The organism is Dactylosporangium sp. CA-052675, assembly GCF_050947935.1.
GTDB lineage: Bacteria > Actinomycetota > Actinomycetes > Mycobacteriales > Micromonosporaceae > Dactylosporangium.
Map to the genome: position 1 here is coordinate 2,458,237 of NZ_CP192010.1, position 17,918 is coordinate 2,476,154.

Sequence of the window (17,918 nt, forward strand, 5' to 3'; positions counted from 1 at the left end):
GCCCGGCCCGGAAGCCGGCGCGGACGCTTTCGCTCAGCCGGCGCGGACGCTTTTCGCTCAGCCGGCGCGGACGATCGAGCCGAGGAGCGCGTCGATCTCGGGCTCGAAGGCGGGGTCGTCCGTCTCGGCCAGGGCGTGCACGAACTGGCCCGAGCCGTCCTCGACGAGCGCCTCGCGCATGTGCACCGCCGACGTCCCGCCGATCCCGGTGTGCACGTGGATCCAGTCGGTCGGCAGGCCCAGGAGCCGGCCGCCGGAGCGGGTGACCGCGTCGGCCGGGAAGCGCTCGTGGACGAGCGACGGGGCGCTGCCGCGATACAGGGTGAGCGACGCGAACGGGCCGCCCAGCGGGGTCAGGCGGAACAGGCGGAGCACGACGAAGGAGAGGCCGGGCTCCTGGTACGCCACCCAGCCCTCCGGCGCCGCCAGGGTCAGGATCTTCTCGCCGTCGAGGCTCGTCAGCACGCGCTCGCCGGCCCCCGCGGCCAGGGTGCGTTCGCCGCGATCGAGCGTGCCCAGGACGCGGGTCGCCAGCTCGGTCAGGCCCTCGCGGTCGTCGGCGGCGTTGGGGGAGACGAAGAGCTGGACGCGTACGACTGCCGCATCCGCCGTGCGCACGAAGGCGTCCGCGATCGGCACGGCCCGGCGGAGGGAGTCGAGCGGGAAGTAGCCGTAGGCGACCGTCTCGGCCGCGGTGTCGAGCGGCACGAGCCGCTGCCCCGCGGGCAGCTGCCAGGTCTGGGCGACGGCCGCGATCGCCGGCCGCAGGTCGCCCTGGACGACGCGGAAGAGCTCGGACGCGAGCAGCACCAGGCGCTCGCCGTCGAGGTCGAGCAGGACCCGGGTCTCGGCCTGCTCGGTGGCGGCCACGCCCATGAGCGACTGGCCGCGCGCCTCGGCCCGCGCCCCCTCGGGCAGCGTCACCGTCAGCCGGCCGCCGAGCAGCGAGATCGGCCGGTGCGCGCGATAGTCCCGTCCGGCCTGTGCGAGTGCGCCCATCCCCGCACCCTACTGTGCCGCGCCCGGCCCGGCACGGGGCGCGGGGCGGGCCGGCGCTCGTGCGGCCGTGCGGATGGAAGCGGCGGCTTGACCGGCCAGGCTAATCGAGTTAGCTTTGGGGCTATGTGCATTCGGATGGCCGGGGTGACCGGTGCCTAGGGCCGGGCTCAGCCCCGCCGCCGTCGTCGAGGCCGCGCTGCGCGTGGTCGACGCCGGCGGCCCGGAGGCGTTGACGCTCGCGGCCGTGGCGGGGGAGTGCGGGGTGGCGACGCCCTCGCTCTACAAGCACGTCGCCGGCCTGCCCGAGCTGCGCGCGCTGCTCGCCGTGCGCATCATCGACGAGTTCACCGCCGAGGCGACCGCGGCCATCCTCGGCCGCAGCGGCGACGCGGCGCTCGAGGCGCTCGCGTTCGCCTACCGCGACTACGTCACCCGGTGCCCGCACCGCTACGCGTTCATGCCCCAGCGTATCGACCCGGACCCGGGGGTCACGGCCGCGGCCGATCGCTTCCTCGCCGTCGTCTTCGCCGTGTTCAAGGGCTACGACCTCAGCGACGACCAGGTGGTGCACGCGACCCGCGTGCTGCGGGCCGCGCTGCACGGCTTCGCGGTGCTGCGCACCGGGTTCCAGATGGGCCAGGACGTCGAGGTGACGTACCGGGTGCTGGTGCAGACCCTGAAGGCTATTCGTGGGGCAGCAGGAAGCGCCAGTTGATCTGGGCGCGCCGGCCGTCCGGGAGCCGGAAGACCGGCCACTGGACCGTGTCGGAGTGCGGCACGGCCCGCTGGAGGGCGCGGGCCTGGCGGTCGCGCAGGTCCTGCTGGGCCAGGAACTCGTTCTTGCGCAACTGCGGCACCGGCACGCCCGCCGGCCACGGCCGCACCGGCGTCGTGACGGGCTGGGCCGCGTCCAGGAGCACGACGATCATGCGGACGGCGTCGGGGTGCCAGGCCGTGCCGGCGCGGTTCACCCGGTCGAGCAGCTGGGTGCAGTGGTCCAGCAGGGAGTACGCCGGCGTCGGGTAGGCCCGGTCGCGCCGCGTCTCCTCGAGGCCCTCGAACCGCAGGCTGAACTTGCGCCCGTTCGTGCGCGCCGTGAACACCGTCGACGGCACGTCGGCGATCATCGGGGCGCCGGGGCGGCGGCGGGCGTTGGCCGGGTCGCGCAGCACCGTGGTCGCGTGGTTGCGCAGGGAGCGCACCTCGCCCTGGCCGATGCGCAGCCGCTTGCCCGCGTCGGTGATGAGCACGCCGTCGTCGTAGGCGACCAGGCGCGGCGCCCGCAGCGCGTTCCAGCCGGCCGGGACGAAGCCGCCGACCAGTTCCCAGGTCAGCATCGGCCGGGGCGTGCGGCTGCCCTCGGGGTCGCCGGCGGCGATCGCGGCGGCCGCGCCCGCGCCCCCGACCACGGTCGTGACGCCGACGGCGCCGGCCGCCAGCAGCAGGCTCCTGCGGTTCATTCGAAGCTCCCGTCTCGTGTCTGCCCGACTCAACGACAAATCGGACAAAAGGTCACCGGCGCTCATTCGCTCTAAACCAGAGTCCGTTGGTATGGTTTGAGGATGCGCATCTCGGCGAAGGCGGACTATGCGATCCGCGCGCTGGCCGGCCTCGCCGCCGACCCGAGCCGCCCCCTGGTCTGCGAGGCGATCGCCGCCGAGCAGCACATTCCCTTCCGTTTCCTCAAGGCCGTCCTGCGTGACCTGCGCCGGGCCGGGCTCGTGCGCAGCCAGCGCGGCTGCGAGGGCGGCTACTGGCTGGGCCGGCCGGCCGAGTCCATCACCCTCGCCGAGGCGGTCGCGGCAGTCGACGGCGAGCTGCTCAGCGTGCACGGCGAGGGCCCCGACGACGACCCGCGCCGCGCGCCCGCCGTGGCCGCCGTGTGGCGCGAGATCCAGGCCCGCACCGAGGAGATCCTGACCGGCACGACCGTCGCCGACCTGGTGCGCGAACCCGAGGGAGCCCTGCGATGAGCGACGAGCACTGGCACGCCCCGCTGCGGCACATCCGCGGCGCCGAGCTGACCGGCGACACCGGCCAGACCTCGGGCATGACCCGGCTGGAGGCGATCTCCGGCAAGACCGTCGGCTCGGAGAAGCTGTGGATGGGCCGCACCCACGTGGCCCCGGCCACCAGCTCGGGCGACCACCACCACGGCGAGGCCGAGACGGCCATCTACGTGGTCTCCGGCCACCCGGTCTTCGTGTTCGCCAAGGACGCGGCCGAGGGCGGCGAGGAGATCCGGCTGGAGGCCGGGCCGGGCGACTACATCTTCGTCCCGCCCTACGTGCCGCACCGCGAGGAGAACCCGGGCGCGGAGGAGGCCGTCGTCGTCATCGCCCGCAGCAGCCAGGAGGGTGTCGTGGTCAACCTGCCGAGCCTGTGGGCGCCGGTCGAGCGTCCGTGAGCGAGGGGCTCGCGGTCGTCGAGTACACCGACCCCATGTGCCCGTGGGCGTGGGGCTCGGAGCCGTCGTTCCGCTATCTGCGGGCCGCCCTGGCCCCGGCGGGCTGGCGGCGGGTGTTCGGCATCCTGTTCCACCCCGGCGACGATCCCGCGCCGGACGAGGCGGCGGAGACGGCGTGGTACCACCGCCACGTCCAGGACATCGCCGGGCACACCGGCGCACCCTGGCCCGCGGCCCTCGAGCGGGTCGCCCGCTCCAGCGTGCCCTCCTCCCGGGTCGCCACCGCCGCGGGCTGGCAGGGCGACGAGGTCGCCGACCGGGTGCTGCGGCGGCTGCGCGAGACGTTCTTCGTGCTGGGGGAGCCGGCCGACACCGAGGAGCGCGCCCTCGCGGCCGTCGACGGCGTGCCGGGGCTGGACCGCGACCGCCTCGCGGCCGACCTGCACTCGCCGCGCACCGTCCGCGCGGCCGCCCGGGACTTCCGCGAGTGCCGCCGTCCGGTGCCCGAGGTCGTCGGGCTGTGCGCGGGCGGCCCGCACCCGGGGGCGGCCAAGGAGGCCGTGGGCGGGCTGCGGTACGCCTTCCCGACCCTGGTGTTCGAAGGCCCGGGCGGCCGCGCGGCCGTGCCCGGCTGGCGAGCGCTGGAGTGTTACCTGGAGGCGGCCGAGTCGGTCGCGCCCGGTTGCGTGCGGCCGTTCGCGAGGCGGGACCTGCGGGCCCATCGCAGCCTGACGAAGCCGGAGACCCGGCTGCTGCTGGGCGTCGAGACCGCGCCGGAGGGAGCCGTCGTGGTGGACACGCCGGGCGGACCCGTGTTCCTGGACCCGGGCGAGGCCGCGACCCATCCTGCCACACGAGCGCGCTAAATCATACTGACCCCATCGGATTGGTCTCGAAATATAGGACACATCCCGATGGCTATTGACGTCTCTTGGCGTCGATCTCATGCTGGGCCCATGACGCATCTGAGCCGCCGGTCATTCCTCGGTCTCGGTGCCGCACTGGGCGGCGCCACGCTGCTCGCCGCGTGCGGCGACGGAACCGCCGGCCCCGGCACCGGCGGGGCCGGCGGCACGCTCAAGTGGGGCTGGGCGCTCACCACGAGCTGGGACCCGGTCACCTCGTCGGCCGGCTGGGACGTGCACGTGCTGTCGCTGGTCTACGCCGGCCTGACCAAGCTCGACGAGCGCGGCAACGCGGTCCCGGCGCTCGCGACCGGCTGGAAGTACAACGCCGACGGCACCGAGGTGACGTTCACGCTGCGGCCCGGCCTCACCTTCAGCGACGGCACCGCGCTGGACGCCACCGCGGTCCGCAAGAGCCTCGAGCGCGGCCGGGACTTCCCCAAGTCGCTGGTCGGGCCGCAGCTGGTCAACGTCCGGGAGATCGCCGCGCCCGACGCGACCACGGTGACCCTGCGCCTCGCCGCGCCCGACTTCCAGATCCCCAACCTCCTCGCGGGCAAGACCGGCATGATCGTGAGCCCGGCGGCCTTCGAGGCCGACGCCGCCGCCCTCGCCACCCGGCCGGTCGGGGCCGGGCCGTTCACGCTCACGTCCTACACCCAGAACGCGAAGGCGGTGCTGGCCCGCAACCCGGCCTACTGGGACGCGGCGAGCATCAAGCTGGAGCGCTTCGAGGCCTACCCGCTGCCCGAGGCGGCCACCGTCGTCGCGGCACTGCAGTCGGGGCAGTACGACGTCGCCCAGATCCCCGGCTCGCAGGTCGAGGCGGCGAAGGCGGCCGGGCTGACGGTGCAGGTGATCCCGTCGCTCGTCGTGGCCGTGCTCGACGTGAACATCGCCAAGAAGCCGTTCGACGACCCGAAGGTGGCCGAGGCGCTGCGCTACGCCGTCGACCGCGCCGCGCTGCTCAAGACCGCCCAGTTCGGCCACGGCGAGGTCGCCTACCAGCCGTTCCCCAAGGGCTACGCGGGCTACAACCCGGCGCTGGAGGGCGTCTACGCCCACAACCCGGAGAAGGCCCGGCAGCTGCTGGCCGAGTCGACCTACGGCGGCGCGCCCGTCGACGTCGTCATCACCACCTCGGCCGCGGCGGGCGTGCCCGAGCAGCTCCAGTCGCAGCTGCAGGCGGCCGGGTTCCGGCCCACCATCGAGGTCATCCCGGCCGCGCAGGCGACGCAGCTGGTCTACGTCCAGCACTCCCGCGCCCTCTTCGTCGACCAGTTCGCCGGGCGGGACGCGGCCGTGCAGGCCTTCCAGGTGCTCTTCGGCAAGGAGGGGCTGATGAACCCGGGCCGCGTCCAGCCGCCGGAGCTCGCCGACGCGCTGGCCAGGGTGAGCCGCACGCCGCTGGACGACCCGGCCTACCCCACGGTGCTGCAGGAGGCCACGGCGGTCGCGGTGCGCGGCATGTCCAACGTGTTCCTCTACACCGTCCCGCGCATCCTCGCGCGCCGGGCGAACGTGTCGGCGATCCCCGAGTACACGGTCGTGCAGCGCTTCGAGGGGGTGAGCGTGGCGTGAAGGTCCGGGCGCTCGTGGCCGCCGTCGCCGTCCCGGTCGTGGTGTTCCTGTTCTCGTCGCTGATCACGTTCGGCCTGGGGGCGCTGTCGCCGAGCAACCCGGCGGCGGCCGTGCTCGGGGAGACCGCGACGCCGGCCGACATCGCCCGGATGCGTCACGAGTTCGGGCTCGACAAGCCATTGCCGCTGCGGTACCTCGAGTGGCTCGCGCACGCGCTGAGCGGCGATCTGGGCCGCTCGTACTTCACCACGATCCCGGTCGCCGACAGCATCTTCGCGGCCCTGCCGGTCGACCTGTCCCTGGCCGCCCTGGCGGTGCTGCTGGCCGTGCTCATCGGCGGCGGGGCCGGGATCGCCGCCGCCCTGCGCCGCGACAGCCGGCTCGACCGCGCGATCACGTTCGCCGCCTCGGCCCTGGGCACCCTGCCGCCGTTCGCGCTCGGCATCGGGCTCGTCGTGGTCTTCGCGGTGCTGCTCGACCTGCTGCCCGCGGGCGGGTACGTCGGCCCGGAGCACGGGCTCGGGCCGTGGCTGCGCTTCGCGATCCTGCCGGCGCTCGCGCTCAGCCTCGACACCGCCGCGTCCATCGCCCGGCAGCTGCGCACCTCGCTCGTGGCGCAGCTCGGCGAGAACTACGTGACCGGCGCCGTGGTGCGCGGCCTCGGCGCCCGCCGGGTGCTCCTGCGCCACGCGCTGCGCAACGCCGCCGGGCCGGCGCTGACCGTGCTCGGCCTCGGCGTGCCGATGGTGCTCGGCGGCGCCGTGGTCACCGAGAAGATCTTCAACCTGCCGGGCCTGGCCCAGCTGGCCCTGCAGGCCGCGGCCCAGCACGACGTGCCGCTCATCCAGGGCACCCTGCTCGTCACCGTGACCGTGGTGCTGGTGTGCAACACGCTGGTGAACCTGGCGCTGGGGCGGCTCACCCCGCAGGGGCGGCGGGCATGAACCGGCTGGCGCTCGCCGCGCTCGGCGTCGTCGGGGTGCTCGCCGTCGCGGGCGGGTACCTCACCCCGCACGACCCCCTGCACCAGGACCCGGAGCTGGCGCTGCGCGGGCTGTCCTGGACGCACCCGCTCGGCACCGACTACCTCGGCCGCGACGTGCTCAGCCGCCTCATCGCCGGCACCGGCACCACGGTCGTCGCCGCGATCGAGAGCGTCGGGGTGGGGCTGCTGCTCGGCGTCGCGCCCGGCCTCGCCTCGCTGTGGCTGGGCCGGGGCGTGGAGTGGGTGCTGCTGCGGGCCGCCGACGCGCTCATGACCCTGCCGTTCATCGTGTTCGCGGTCGCCGTCACCGGCATCCTCGGCAACGGCCTGCCCCAGGCGATGGTCGCGATCGGCATGCTGTTCGCGCCGCTGTTCTTCCGGGTCACCCGGGCCGCGGGGCTGAGCCTGACCCGGGCCCAGTACGTCGAGGCGGCCGCGCTCTTCGGCGCCTCCCGGACCCGGATCCTGCGCACCCACGTGTGGGGCAAGGTGTTGCCGACCGTGGCCGTCACCGCCGCCCAGGCCACCGGCGGGGCGCTGCTGGCGGTGTCTTCGCTGACGTTCCTCGGCATCGGCGTCCAGCCGCCCGCGCCGACGTGGGGCGGGGTGCTCGCCAGTGACCTCGGATTCCTGGCCCAGCAGCCGTGGGCGCCGCTCATCCCGGCCGCCCTGATCGCGCTGACCGTGGCCGCGCTCAACACGCTCGCCGACGACAGGAACCTCAATGCTGCGCGTGGATGACCTGAGTGTGACCGTCCCGGGCGCGGTCGCGGCCGTGCGGAACGTGTCGCTGGCCCTGCACCGGGGGGAGTCGCTGGGCCTGGTCGGCGAGTCCGGCTCCGGCAAGACCCTCACCTGCCGCGCCGTCCTCGGCGTCCTTCCGCCCGGCGTCGCCGTGTCCGCCGGCCGGGTCACGCTCGCCGGGACCGACCTCACCGCCCTGGACCGCAGGGGGTGGGACCGGGTGCGGGGGAGCCGGATCGCCGCCGTCTTCCAGGACCCGGCGTCGTACCTCAACCCGTCGCTCACCATCGGCCGCCAGCTTGCCGAGCAGCTGCGCCTCAAGCGCGGCCTGCCCCGCCGGGCGACCCGGGCCGCGGCCGTGGACCTGCTCGCGGCCATGGGCCTGCGCCGGGCCGAGGCCGTGTACCGGCAGTACCCGCACGAGCTCTCCGGCGGCATGCTCCAGCGTGCCCTGATCGCCATCGCGGTCGCGGGGGAGCCGGAGCTGCTCGTGGCCGACGAGGCCACCACCGCCCTCGACCCGGCCGTGCAGGCGGAGGTCCTCGACCTGCTGGGCCGGCTGCGGGAGAGCCGCGGCCTGGCCCTGCTGCTCGTCAGCCACGACCTCGCCGTCGTCGCCGAGGTCTGCGACCGGGTCGCGGTCTTCTACGCCGGCGAGATCGTCGAGCAGGGGCCGACGGCCGAGGTCATCGCGAACCCGCGGCACCCTTACACCGAGGCCCTGCTGCGCGTCGCCTCCCTCGGCGACTGGAGCCGGCGCACGCTCGAGGTGATCCCGGGCCATCCGCCCGAGCCCGGCGCCGTGATGACCGGGTGCCGCTTCGCGCCGCGCTGCCCCGTCGCCACCGACGCGTGCGCCGAGCCGGTCCCACTGTCCACAGTGGGCAACCGGTCGGTCCGCTGCCACCGGGTCGCGGCATGAGCGGCCCGGAGCGCGGCGCAGGGGCCGGCACGAGCGCGCTGCTCACGATCGATGATCTCGTGGTCGAGTACTCCGGCCGCCGAGTCCTGGACGGTGTCACGCTGTCCGTGCGCGAGGGCGAGATCCTGGGCGTCATCGGCGAGACCGGCTCCGGCAAGACCACCCTGGCCCGGGCCGTGGCCGGGCTGGCCCCGGTCCACAGTGGACGCGTCACCCTCGGCGGCACCGAGCTGACCGGCCTGCGCGGCCGCGCGCTGCGCTCGTGGCGGCGCACCGGGGCGCTGCAGTACGTCTTCCAGGACCCGCTGCGCGCCCTCGATCCGCAGCACACCGTCGCCACCATCGTGGGGGAGGGGCTCGCGGTCGCGGGGGTGGACCCGGCGGGGGTCGCGGCGCGGGTCGCGGCGGCCCTGGCCCGGGTCGGCCTCGACGAGGGCCTGGCCGGACGCCGGCCCGGGCAGATCTCGGGCGGGCAGCGCCAGCGCGTCCTGCTCGCCCGCGCCCTCGCCGTCGGCCCGCGCCTGCTGCTGTGCGACGAGCCGGTGTCCGCGCTGGACGCCTCCAGCCGCAACCACGTCCTGCGCCTGCTCGCCGGCCTGCGCGACTCCGGCGTCACGCTCGTGGTCATCTCGCACGACCTGAGCTCGCTCGCGGGCATCGCGGACCGGGTCGCGGTGCTCTACGGCGGCCGGCTGGTCGAGCACGGCCCGATCGGCGAGGTGCTCACCACCCCGCACCATCCGTACACGGCGCTGCTGGCCGCCTCCGCGCCCAGCCTGCGCCGGGAGCGCCCGATCCCGGCCGCCGCCCTGCGCGGCGAGGGGCCCGGCCTTCCGGGCGGCTGCTCGTACGCCGCCCGCTGCCCCTTCGCGACCGAGTCCTGCGCGATCGTCCCGTCCTTGTCCACTGTGGACGACGGTCGGGCGGTCGCCTGCCACCACGCCAAGACCTGGCGAGACGAAAGGATCCTCACGCCATGACTGTCGAGTTCGTCGGCATGATCGGCACCCAGCACGCCTCGGAGATCCACGCGCCCTCCAGCCCGGTGATCGACCCCGCCTACACGCGCCGGTTCGCCCGCGCCCACGAGGACGCCGGCTTCGACCGGATCCTCATCGGCTACGGCTCCGGCTGGCCCGAGGGCGGCCAGGTCGCCGCGCACGTCGCCGCCCACACCGAGCGGCTCGGCCTGCTCGTCGCGCACCGCCCCGGCTTCGTCGCGCCGACCCTCGCCGCGCGCACGTTCGCCACCCTCGACCAGCTGTCCGGCGGGCGCGTCGCCGTGCACACGATCACCGGCGGCAACGACCACGAGCAGCGCCGCGACGGCGACTACCTGGGCAAGGACGAGCGGTACGCGCGCACGGACGAGTACCTGGAGATCCTGCGCCGGGCGTGGACCTCGCCGGAGCCGTTCGACTACGAGGGCACCTACTACCGCTTCGAGGACTTCGCCGCGCACGTCCAGCCGGCCCACCGGATTCCGCTGTACTTCGGCGGCTCCTCGGCGGCCGCGTACCGCGTCGGCGGCAAGCACGCCGACACCTTCGCGCTGTGGGGCGAGCCGCTGCGGGAGACCGCCGAGCAGATCGCCTCGGTCCGCGCCGCCGCCGAGGCCGCCGGGCGCGCCGAGCCGCCGGGCATCAGCGTCTCCTTCCGCCCGATTCTGGGCCCGACGGAGGAACTGGCCTGGGAGCGCGCGCACGCCATCCTCGACACCATCACCACCGGCCGCGCCGACTGGCCCCGGCGCGCCTGGGGCACCGACGGCAAGCCGGAGAACACCGGCTCCCAGCGGCTGCTCGCCGCCGCGGCCAAGGGCGACCTGCACGACCGGGCCCTGTGGACCGCGCCGGCCAGGGCGACCGGGGCCGGCGGCAACTCGACCGCGCTCGTCGGCACGCCCGAGACCGTCGCCCAGGCCCTGCTGGACTACGTGGACCTGGGCGTGACCACGCTGCTCATCCGCGGCTACGACCCGCTCGACGACGCCATCGACTACGGCCGGCACCTGCTGCCGCTGGTCCGTCAGGAGCTGGCCCGCCGCGAGTCCCTGGTCGGTGTCCGGTGACGGTGCGGGGCACGCTGCGGCTCTACCCGGGCCGCGGCGAGCACCCCGGCGTCTACGAGCGCTTCGCGCGGCGGCTGGCGTTCGGCGGATACCAGCTCGGCGACGGCGACCAGGCCCCGCTGGTGCTCGTCGGCTCCGACACCGGCGCCCTCGCGGCGCTCGCCGCGGCGCCGGCGCTGCCCGTGGCCGGGGTCATCGCGGTCGGTACACCCTGGGAGCCCGCCCCCGTGGCCCCCGTCCTGCGCTGGGCGGACGAGCTGGAGGCGCGCACCGCGTGCCCGGCGCACCGGGACCGGCTGGAGGGTGACACCGGCTTCGCGCGCGGCGCGCTGAGCACCCCGGTCCCCCCGGAGCTCGCCGCGGCCGTCGACCCGGTCAAGATCGAGGTGCCGGTGCTGCTCCTGCACGGCGCCGCCGACCCGGTCGCCCCGCTCGCCGGGGCCCGGGCCCTCGCGGCGCGGCTGCCCCGGGCCGAGCTCGTCGTGGTGCGCGACGGGCGTCACGACGTGCTCAACGACGCCCCGCATCGCACCGTGGCCGCGCACGTGGTGCAGTGGCTCGAACGCCTGCGCGCCGACCCGGCCGCGGCGCCGATCCTGGCCTTGTCGACCTGGACCGCCTAGTCGAAAAATTGCGATCGACACATCGAAGTATTGCGGTACAGGCGCGACTGCTGGCAGGATTCCACGCCAGAAGCCGACATTTGGTCAGCGCCGCCAACCGCGCGTCCCCACCCGCGTGAGCTGCTCAGTGCCGGTGTGCGGGCCCCGCCCAGGCCCGTTCCCCGCCATGCCCCGACACGTCCGGCCCCCGCCGAGCACCCCGGCGGGCGCCCGGCCGTCGCCGGGGTGACACCCGAGGAGTCCACATGGGAGTTTCCCGCCGCTCCGTCATCGCCACGTCCCTCGCCGGCGCCGCCGCCGGTGCGCTGCCGCTCGCCGTCGAGGGAGCCTCGACCGCGTTCGCCGCCAGCGCGCCCGGCGACGTGGTCGGCAAGGTCACCGTCGGCTACCAGGGCTGGTTCGCCTGCATCGGCGACGGCGCCCCGATCAACGGCTGGTGGCACTACAGCCCCAACTGGTCGCAGAGCCCGGCCCCGGGCGCGTGCTCGATCACGTGCTGGCCCGACATGCGCGACTTCACGAAGGGGTACCGCACCAACTTCGCCAACCTCGGCAACGGCCAGCCGGCGAACCTCTTCTCGTCCTACGACCAGCAGACCGTCGACACCCACTTCCGCTGGATGCAGCAGAACGGATGCGACACCGCGGCCCTGCAGCGCTTCAACCCCAACGGCGGCGAAGGCGCGACCCGCGACGCCATGGCCCAGAAGGTGCGCTCGGCGGCCGAGGCCTACGGCCGGAAGTTCTACATCATGTACGACGTCACCTGGTGGCTGACGATGCAGAACGAGATCAAGGCCGACTGGACGAACAAGATGGCCGCGCACACCGCCTCGTCCGCCTACGCCCGCCAGAACGGCAAGCCCGTCGTGTGCATCTGGGGCTTCGGCTTCAACGACGACGGCCGCCCGTTCGCCCCGGCCGCCTGCCTCGACGTCATCAACTGGTTCAAGGGCCAGGGCTGCTACGTCATCGGCGGGGTGCCGACGCACTGGCGGTTCGGCACGGACGACTCGCGCGCCGGGTTCATCGACGTCTACCACGCCTTCGACATGGTCTCCCCGTGGATGGTCGGCCGGATCAGCGACAACGCGGGCGCCGACTGGTTCTACCAGAACCGCGTCCTGGGCGACCTCGCCGACCTCAGCGGCCGCGGCATCGACTACCAGCCGTGCGTCATCCCCGGCGACCTCGCGGCCGGCCACCGCCGCCACGGCGAGCTCATGTGGCGGCAGTTCTACAACCACACCCGGGCCGGCGTGAAGAGCGTCTACATCTCGATGTTCGACGAGTTCAACGAGGGCAACCAGATCGCCAAGACGGCCGAGAGCGCGGCGTGGCAGCCGGCCAACTCCGGCATGCGCGCCCTCGACGAGGACGGCACCCCGTGCTCGTCGGACTACTACCTGCGCCTCACCAACGACGGCGGCCGGATGCTCAAGGGCCAGGTCGCGCTGACCGAGACGCGGTTCACGGTGCCGTTCCCGACCGGCCCGGACCAGACCGCGCCGTCGGTCCCCGGCAGCCTGCGCGTCACCGGCACCACGGACACGACGGTGGCCCTGGCCTGGAACGCCGCCACGGACAACGTCGGCGTCGCGGGCTACCGCGTCAGCCGGGGCGGTACCGTCATCGGCACCACCACCACGCTGGCCTTCACCGCGACGGGCCTGACCGCCTCGACGGCGTACACGTTCACCGTCGCCGCCTTCGACGCGGCCGGGAACGCCTCCGGCGCCTCGAACGCGGTCACCGCGACGACCACGGCCCCGCCGAACAACACCACGAACCTGGCCGCGGGCCGCCCGACGGCGGAGAGCAGCCACACCCAGGTGTACGGCAGCGGCAACGCCGTCGACGGCAACACCGGCACCTACTGGGAGAGCGCGAACAACGCGTGGCCGCAGTGGCTGCAGGTCGACCTCGGCAGCGCCGTGGCCACCCGCCGGATCGTGCTCACCCTGCCGCCGCAGTCCGCGTGGGCGACCCGCACGCAGACCCTGTCGGTGAGCGGCAGCACGAACGGCAGCACCTTCTCGACGATCGTGGGCCCGGCCGGGTACACCTTCGATCCCGCCACCGGCAACACGGTCACGATCGCGTTGCCGTCCACGGTCACGACCCGCTACCTGCGCCTGACCTTCACGGCGAACACGGGCTGGCCGGCCGGGCAGGTCTCCGAGTTCCGCGTCTACAACGGCTGAGCGGCCCACGCCGCCGAGCTCGCGCGACGTCCGCGCACCGGTCACCGCCGAAGGCCGGTGCGCGGACCCGGGGGGCGAGACGCACCACCCCCGAAAGGGCGGGTGGCGGCCAGGCGTCCGGCCGCCACCCGCCGCCCCGGAGCCGGCGGCTCAGCCGAATGCGGGCAGCGCCTTGAACCGCTCGTCGAGGCGGATGCTGGGGCCGAGCCGGGCCAGTTTCGCGCGGACCAGCGACAGCGGGTGCTGCGGAAACTCCTCGTCGTAGCGCGGGTCGTCCGCCCGGTGCGACGGCAGCCCGCCGGTGAGGCCGGGCGCGTACGGCGAGGGCGTGATGAAGTCCTCGAACCCGATCCGGGCCGCGATGACCGCCTCGCGCATGCCGGTATCGCCGTACTCGGGCGCCTGCAGCTTGATCACGGTGCTGCAGGTCGCCCGGGGAATCGTGTACGAGCCGAGGAACACCTGGCCGTGCCCCTGCCAGTGGGGGAGTTTGATGATCTGCCGCAGGGCCGGGACGCCGTCGACGGGCTCGACCTCGCACTCGACGAGGCCGCCGCCCGCCTCCGCGGCGCTGCGGGCCCGCCCGGCCCGCAGTCGCGCGACCTCATCCAGCGGCGCGGGCAGGTCCGGCGGCAGCTCGAAGTAGTGCAGCGTCAGCGCCGTCCCGTCGGCGTCGCGCCAGGCGATCTGCTCGTGCTCGAACGGCTCGAACCCGGTGAGATCGAGCGCGGTGATCGGCATCTCCGTCATGACGCGGGAGGCTATCTCAGTACTGCTTGAGTTCGATGCCCGTGGCGTACTTGTCCGTCAGCTTCAGCAGCATCCCCAGCAGCCACGGGGAGCGGAACGTCCAGTTGCGCATCGCGATCCGGCCGCGGGTCGGGGGAGCCAGGAACGGGCCGGCGTTGCCCCGCTCGGAGATCTTCGCGTAGCCCCGCAATGCCGACTCGTAGGCCGCGAACGCCGCGCGGTGGTCCCCGCCGGCGGCCCGCAGCTCGCCGGCGAGCACGTATGCGCCGACGACCGCGAGCCCGGTGCCGAAGCCGCCGAGGGTGTTGCCGTACGCGGCGTCGCCCAGCAGCACGACGCGCCCCTTGGCGTACGCCGGGACCTCGGAGCGGCTGATCGAGTCCAGGTAGACGTCGGAGGCGCCGTCGAGCCGCGCCAGCAGCTCCGGCACGCGCCACTTCGCGCCGCGGTAGGCCTCGCGCAGGATCCGCTTCGCGGCCTCGGGGTCGTAGCGGTCGTAGCGCAGCTGCGGGGACTTGAACACGAAGAACGCGGGCGCCTTGGGGCCGCCGATCGCGACCATGCGCCCCGGCTCGTTGTACATCACGGCGTCGCCGTGCGTCCCGAGCCCGGCGAGCGCGTAGTAGTGCCCGAGGAACCGCACGTAGTCCTCCTCGGGCCCGTAGGCCAGCCGCCGGACGTTGGAGTGGATGCCGTCGGCGCCGACGACGATGTCGAACGACCGCGGCGCGGCCCGGGCGAAGGTGACGTGGACCTTGTCGCCGGCCTCGGTCAGCGACGTGATCGTGTCGCCGAAGACGTACTCGCACCGGTCGCGCGTGTGCTCGTACAGCAGGGAAGCCAGATCCCCCCGGGTGATCTCGATCTCCCCGCCGGTGAACTCGCCGGGGATCACCGCGAGCGCCCGGCCGTGCTCGTCGACGATGGTCTGGTCGTGCCCGCCGGTCTGGCGCGCCCGGACCTCGTCGAGCAGCCCCATGCGCCCCAGCACCGTGCGGTGCGTCTCGCCCTTGAAGTCGACCGCCTGCCCGCCGAGGCGCAGCTCGGCGGCCCGCTCGACGACGGTGACGTCGCAGCCGTAGCGGGCGAGCCAGAACGCGAGGGCCGGCCCGGCGATGCTGGCGCCGGAGATGAGAACCGTGGTGTGCTTCATGCCGTTCACGGTCGCGGCCCCCGCTGACAGTCCACGACCGGTCCGCTGACAACGCCCTCGGCTACTGTCAGCGGCATGAACCGGCGACGGCGCAAGAAGGTGCAGGATCGGCTCATGGCCGCCGTGGCCTGGGGCGATGCCCGGCAGGTCGCGGCGCTGCTGCGCGCCGGGGCCGATCCCGGGATGCCCGACCGGCACGGCAGCACGCCGCTCTACCGCGCCGGCGTGCAGGGCCGCGCCGAGAACGTGCGCGTGCTCGTGGCGGCCGGGGCCGACCCGAACGCGGAGAGCGGCACCGGCGAGGAGGGGCTGCCGCTGTGCGGGGCCGCGTGCTGGGGGCACGACGACGCCGTGCGGGAGCTGCTCGCCGGCGGGGCCGACCCGGACCGGCGCGAGGACCACGGGACCGGGCGCACGGCGGCGCAGTGGGCCGCGGCCGGCGGGCACCGTTCGACCCTGCGACTGCTGGACGCGGCGGGTGCCCCGGGCCGGTAGCCCGCGCTTCGCGCGAGTCTCGCCCGGTCTCAGCGGCGGCGGGCGATGCCCAGCAGGTCCCGGGCCGGTAGCCCGCGCTTCGCGCGAGTCTCGCCTGGTCTCAGCGGCGGCGGGCGATGGCCAGCAGGTCCCGGGCCGGCCCGGCGAGCTGCCGCCCGGCGGGCCACACGGCGTGCAGGCGGCGCTGCAGCGACACGTCCCCCGCCGGCACCGCCACCAGCGTGCCGGCGGCCAGCTCGGCGACGATCGCCAGCGAGCTGACCACCGCCGGCGCGTTGCCGGCGGCGACCGCGTGCTTGATGGCCGTCGTCGAGGACAGCTCCAGCAGCGGTGCCGGCACGGCGCCGGGCAGCGCCGCCTCCAGCGCGCCCCGCGTCCCCGAGCCCGCCTCGCGCGACACGAGCGGCGTCGCCGCCAGCTCGGCCGCGGTGATGCCGCGCCGCCGCCGGGCCCACGGGTGCCCGGGCGCCACGATCACGGTGAGCCGGTCGGCCCCGACGACCGCCGCGTCGAGCCCGCCCGGCACCGACGGCCCCTCGACGAACCCGAGGTCGGCCTCCCCGCCGAGCACCCGCGCCGCCACGTCCGACGAGTTCAGCGCCTGCAGCGTCACCGAGAGCCCCGGGCTGCCGGCGTGCAGGGCGACGAGCCAGGCGGGCAGCAGGTACTCGGCGACCGTCTGGCTCGCCGCGACCGCGAGCCGGCTGTGCCGCGAGGCCCGCAGCGCCGCGATCCCGGCCGCGAGCGCGTCGGCCGCGTCGACCGCCGCCCGCGCCCAGTCGGCGATGAGCGCCCCGGTCTCGGTCAGCGACGAGCCCCGCGGCCCGCGGTCGAGCAGCGTCACGCCGAGCCGCCGCTCCAGCTGCCGCAGCCGTGCGCTCGCCGCCGGCTGGGAGATCCCGTGCGCGGCCGCCGCGCGCCCGACGGAGCCGAGCCGGGCCACCGACAGCAGCAGGTCGAAGCTGGTCAGGTCGGTCACCGTGCTCGGCAAGGGCATAACTGAAGCCTATGACCTCAGAGGCGGTGCCCGGCTACCGCACCCCGCCCGGGACCGGCAGATTCGAGGCCATGGACAGAGCACCGTTGCGGCCGGGCGACTTCAGCGCGGTCATGGGTACCGGCATCGTCGCCAACGCCGCCGTCGCGCTGCCCGGCCACGTGCCGGGCCTGCACCCGGCCGCCACCGTCGTCTGGGTGCTCGCGTCCGCGCTGCTGGTGCGGGCCGTCGTGGACGCGGCCGGCCGCCCGATCGACCCCGCGACCGCCCCGGTGCTCGGCGCGCTGCCGATGGCCCTGATGACCGTCGGCGCCGGGACGCTGCTGTTCACCCCGCTGGTCGCGGTCGCCGTCGCGCTGTGGCTGGCCGGCACGCTGCTCGGCCTGGTGACCGCCGTCGCCGTGCCGCTGCTGCTCAGCGCCCGCCGCGACGCCGTCGTCACCGGCGCCTGGCTGATGCCCGTGGTGCCCCCGATGGTGTCCGCGGCCACCGGAGCGCCCCTCATCGCCCATGTCCCGGCATCGGTACGCCCCGACGCCCTGCTGTGCTGCTACGCGCTCTTCGGCATCAGTCTCTTCGCGGCCGTCGCGATCATCGCCCAGCTCTGGGGCCGGCTGCTGCACCACGGGCCGGGGGAGCCGGCGACGGTACCCACGCTGTGGATCGTCCTCGGCCCGCTCGGCCAGTCGGTGACCGCCGCGCACGCGCTGGCCGGGCCCGCGGGCACCGTCCTGGCCCCGGAGTACGGCCGCGGCGCCGAGGTCTTCGCCCTGCTCTACGGCGTGGCCGCGCTCGGCTTCGCCCTGCTGTGGCTCGCCTTCGCGGCGGCCGTGACCCTGCGTACCGCCCGGGCCCCCGGCGGCCTGCCGTTCACGCCGGCCTGGTGGGCGTTCACGTTCCCGGTCGGCACCTGCGTCACGGGCGCGGCCGGCCTGGCCCACCAGACCGGCTCGCCCATGGTCGCGACCCTGGCGGTCGCCCTCTACGTGCTGCTCGTGGCCGCCTGGCTCACCGTCGCCACCCGGACCGTGACCCGCGGCCGGCTCCGGCTCGGCGGCCCACTGCGGGCCACGGCCCGGTGA

Annotated in this window: 19 protein-coding genes; 14 read left to right on the forward strand and 5 right to left on the reverse strand. The window is 74.9% G+C overall.

Annotation, left to right across the window (positions count from 1 at the left end; translation table 11 throughout):
- Positions 1 to 57: 57 nt before the first annotated feature.
- Positions 58 to 999, reverse strand: coding sequence for a hypothetical protein (locus ACQP1P_RS11075; RefSeq protein ID WP_433085621.1), 942 nt, complete (start codon positions 997 to 999; stop codon positions 58 to 60).
- 151 nt (positions 1,000 to 1,150) lie between these two features.
- Between ACQP1P_RS11075 and ACQP1P_RS11080 the strand changes: the two genes are divergently transcribed.
- Complete coding sequence (locus tag ACQP1P_RS11080) at positions 1,151 to 1,714, forward strand: TetR/AcrR family transcriptional regulator (protein WP_433085623.1); 564 nt, start codon at positions 1,151 to 1,153, stop codon at positions 1,712 to 1,714.
- Here ACQP1P_RS11080 and ACQP1P_RS11085 read toward each other — a convergent pair.
- On the reverse strand, positions 1,683 to 2,459 hold the full coding sequence (locus ACQP1P_RS11085; protein WP_433085625.1) for a hypothetical protein: 777 nt from the start codon (positions 2,457 to 2,459) through the stop codon (positions 1,683 to 1,685). The two genes, ACQP1P_RS11080 and ACQP1P_RS11085, sit on opposite strands and share 32 nt — an antisense overlap.
- Before the next feature lie 102 nt (positions 2,460 to 2,561).
- Between ACQP1P_RS11085 and ACQP1P_RS11090 the strand changes: the two genes are divergently transcribed.
- From ACQP1P_RS11090 to ACQP1P_RS11140, 11 genes are all read left to right on the forward strand, one after another.
- Entirely contained in the window at positions 2,562 to 2,972 is a 411-nt protein-coding gene (locus tag ACQP1P_RS11090) for an RrF2 family transcriptional regulator (protein ID WP_433085627.1), read from the forward strand.
- On the forward strand, positions 2,969 to 3,406 hold the full coding sequence (locus tag ACQP1P_RS11095) for a cupin domain-containing protein (RefSeq protein ID WP_433085629.1): 438 nt from the start codon (positions 2,969 to 2,971) through the stop codon (positions 3,404 to 3,406). The genes ACQP1P_RS11090 and ACQP1P_RS11095 overlap by 4 nt, the downstream gene beginning before the upstream one ends.
- Positions 3,403 to 4,272: a hypothetical protein gene (locus ACQP1P_RS11100; protein ID WP_433085631.1), complete on the forward strand. Its 870-nt coding sequence runs from the start codon at positions 3,403 to 3,405 to the stop codon at positions 4,270 to 4,272. Before ACQP1P_RS11095 ends, ACQP1P_RS11100 begins: the two co-directional genes overlap by 4 nt.
- A 90-nt stretch (positions 4,273 to 4,362) precedes the next feature.
- The gene (locus tag ACQP1P_RS11105) at positions 4,363 to 5,892 is read left to right on the forward strand and encodes an ABC transporter substrate-binding protein (RefSeq protein WP_433085633.1); all 1,530 of its coding nucleotides are present in this window, start codon (positions 4,363 to 4,365) and stop codon (positions 5,890 to 5,892) included.
- Positions 5,889 to 6,836: an ABC transporter permease gene (locus tag ACQP1P_RS11110; RefSeq protein ID WP_433085635.1), complete on the forward strand. Its 948-nt coding sequence runs from the start codon at positions 5,889 to 5,891 to the stop codon at positions 6,834 to 6,836. Before ACQP1P_RS11105 ends, ACQP1P_RS11110 begins: the two co-directional genes overlap by 4 nt.
- On the forward strand, positions 6,833 to 7,618 hold the full coding sequence (locus tag ACQP1P_RS11115; RefSeq protein WP_433085637.1) for an ABC transporter permease: 786 nt from the start codon (positions 6,833 to 6,835) through the stop codon (positions 7,616 to 7,618). Before ACQP1P_RS11110 ends, ACQP1P_RS11115 begins: the two co-directional genes overlap by 4 nt.
- Positions 7,602 to 8,543, forward strand: a complete 942-nt coding sequence (locus ACQP1P_RS11120; protein WP_433085639.1) for an ABC transporter ATP-binding protein — start codon at positions 7,602 to 7,604, stop codon at positions 8,541 to 8,543. Before ACQP1P_RS11115 ends, ACQP1P_RS11120 begins: the two co-directional genes overlap by 17 nt.
- Positions 8,540 to 9,523: an ABC transporter ATP-binding protein gene (locus ACQP1P_RS11125; protein WP_433085641.1), complete on the forward strand. Its 984-nt coding sequence runs from the start codon at positions 8,540 to 8,542 to the stop codon at positions 9,521 to 9,523. The genes ACQP1P_RS11120 and ACQP1P_RS11125 overlap by 4 nt, the downstream gene beginning before the upstream one ends.
- Positions 9,520 to 10,614, forward strand: a complete 1,095-nt coding sequence (locus tag ACQP1P_RS11130; RefSeq protein WP_433085643.1) for an LLM class flavin-dependent oxidoreductase — start codon at positions 9,520 to 9,522, stop codon at positions 10,612 to 10,614. The genes ACQP1P_RS11125 and ACQP1P_RS11130 overlap by 4 nt, the downstream gene beginning before the upstream one ends.
- Positions 10,611 to 11,237, forward strand: a complete 627-nt coding sequence (locus tag ACQP1P_RS11135; protein WP_433085645.1) for an alpha/beta hydrolase — start codon at positions 10,611 to 10,613, stop codon at positions 11,235 to 11,237. The genes ACQP1P_RS11130 and ACQP1P_RS11135 overlap by 4 nt, the downstream gene beginning before the upstream one ends.
- A 245-nt stretch (positions 11,238 to 11,482) precedes the next feature.
- Positions 11,483 to 13,441 (forward strand): discoidin domain-containing protein, encoded by a 1,959-nt coding sequence (locus tag ACQP1P_RS11140; RefSeq protein ID WP_433085647.1) that lies wholly within the window; start codon positions 11,483 to 11,485, stop codon positions 13,439 to 13,441.
- Positions 13,442 to 13,591: 150 nt separating this feature from the next.
- Here the strand turns inward: ACQP1P_RS11140 and ACQP1P_RS11145 are convergent, their stop codons facing one another.
- Both ACQP1P_RS11145 and ACQP1P_RS11150 read right to left on the reverse strand, forming a co-directional pair.
- Positions 13,592 to 14,191: a hypothetical protein gene (locus tag ACQP1P_RS11145; protein WP_433085649.1), complete on the reverse strand. Its 600-nt coding sequence runs from the start codon at positions 14,189 to 14,191 to the stop codon at positions 13,592 to 13,594.
- Between the two features lie 16 nt (positions 14,192 to 14,207).
- The gene (locus tag ACQP1P_RS11150) at positions 14,208 to 15,344 is read right to left on the reverse strand and encodes an FAD-dependent monooxygenase (protein ID WP_433085651.1); all 1,137 of its coding nucleotides are present in this window, start codon (positions 15,342 to 15,344) and stop codon (positions 14,208 to 14,210) included.
- Between the two features lie 75 nt (positions 15,345 to 15,419).
- Between ACQP1P_RS11150 and ACQP1P_RS11155 the strand changes: the two genes are divergently transcribed.
- On the forward strand, positions 15,420 to 15,839 hold the full coding sequence (locus tag ACQP1P_RS11155) for an ankyrin repeat domain-containing protein (RefSeq protein ID WP_433085653.1): 420 nt from the start codon (positions 15,420 to 15,422) through the stop codon (positions 15,837 to 15,839).
- 100 nt (positions 15,840 to 15,939) lie between these two features.
- On the opposite strand, the gene ACQP1P_RS11160 is transcribed toward ACQP1P_RS11155, so the two are convergent.
- Positions 15,940 to 16,836, reverse strand: a complete 897-nt coding sequence (locus tag ACQP1P_RS11160) for a LysR family transcriptional regulator (RefSeq protein WP_433085655.1) — start codon at positions 16,834 to 16,836, stop codon at positions 15,940 to 15,942.
- A gap of 71 nt (positions 16,837 to 16,907) precedes the next feature.
- Between ACQP1P_RS11160 and ACQP1P_RS11165 the strand changes: the two genes are divergently transcribed.
- Complete coding sequence (locus tag ACQP1P_RS11165) at positions 16,908 to 17,918, forward strand: C4-dicarboxylate ABC transporter (RefSeq protein WP_433085657.1); 1,011 nt, start codon at positions 16,908 to 16,910, stop codon at positions 17,916 to 17,918.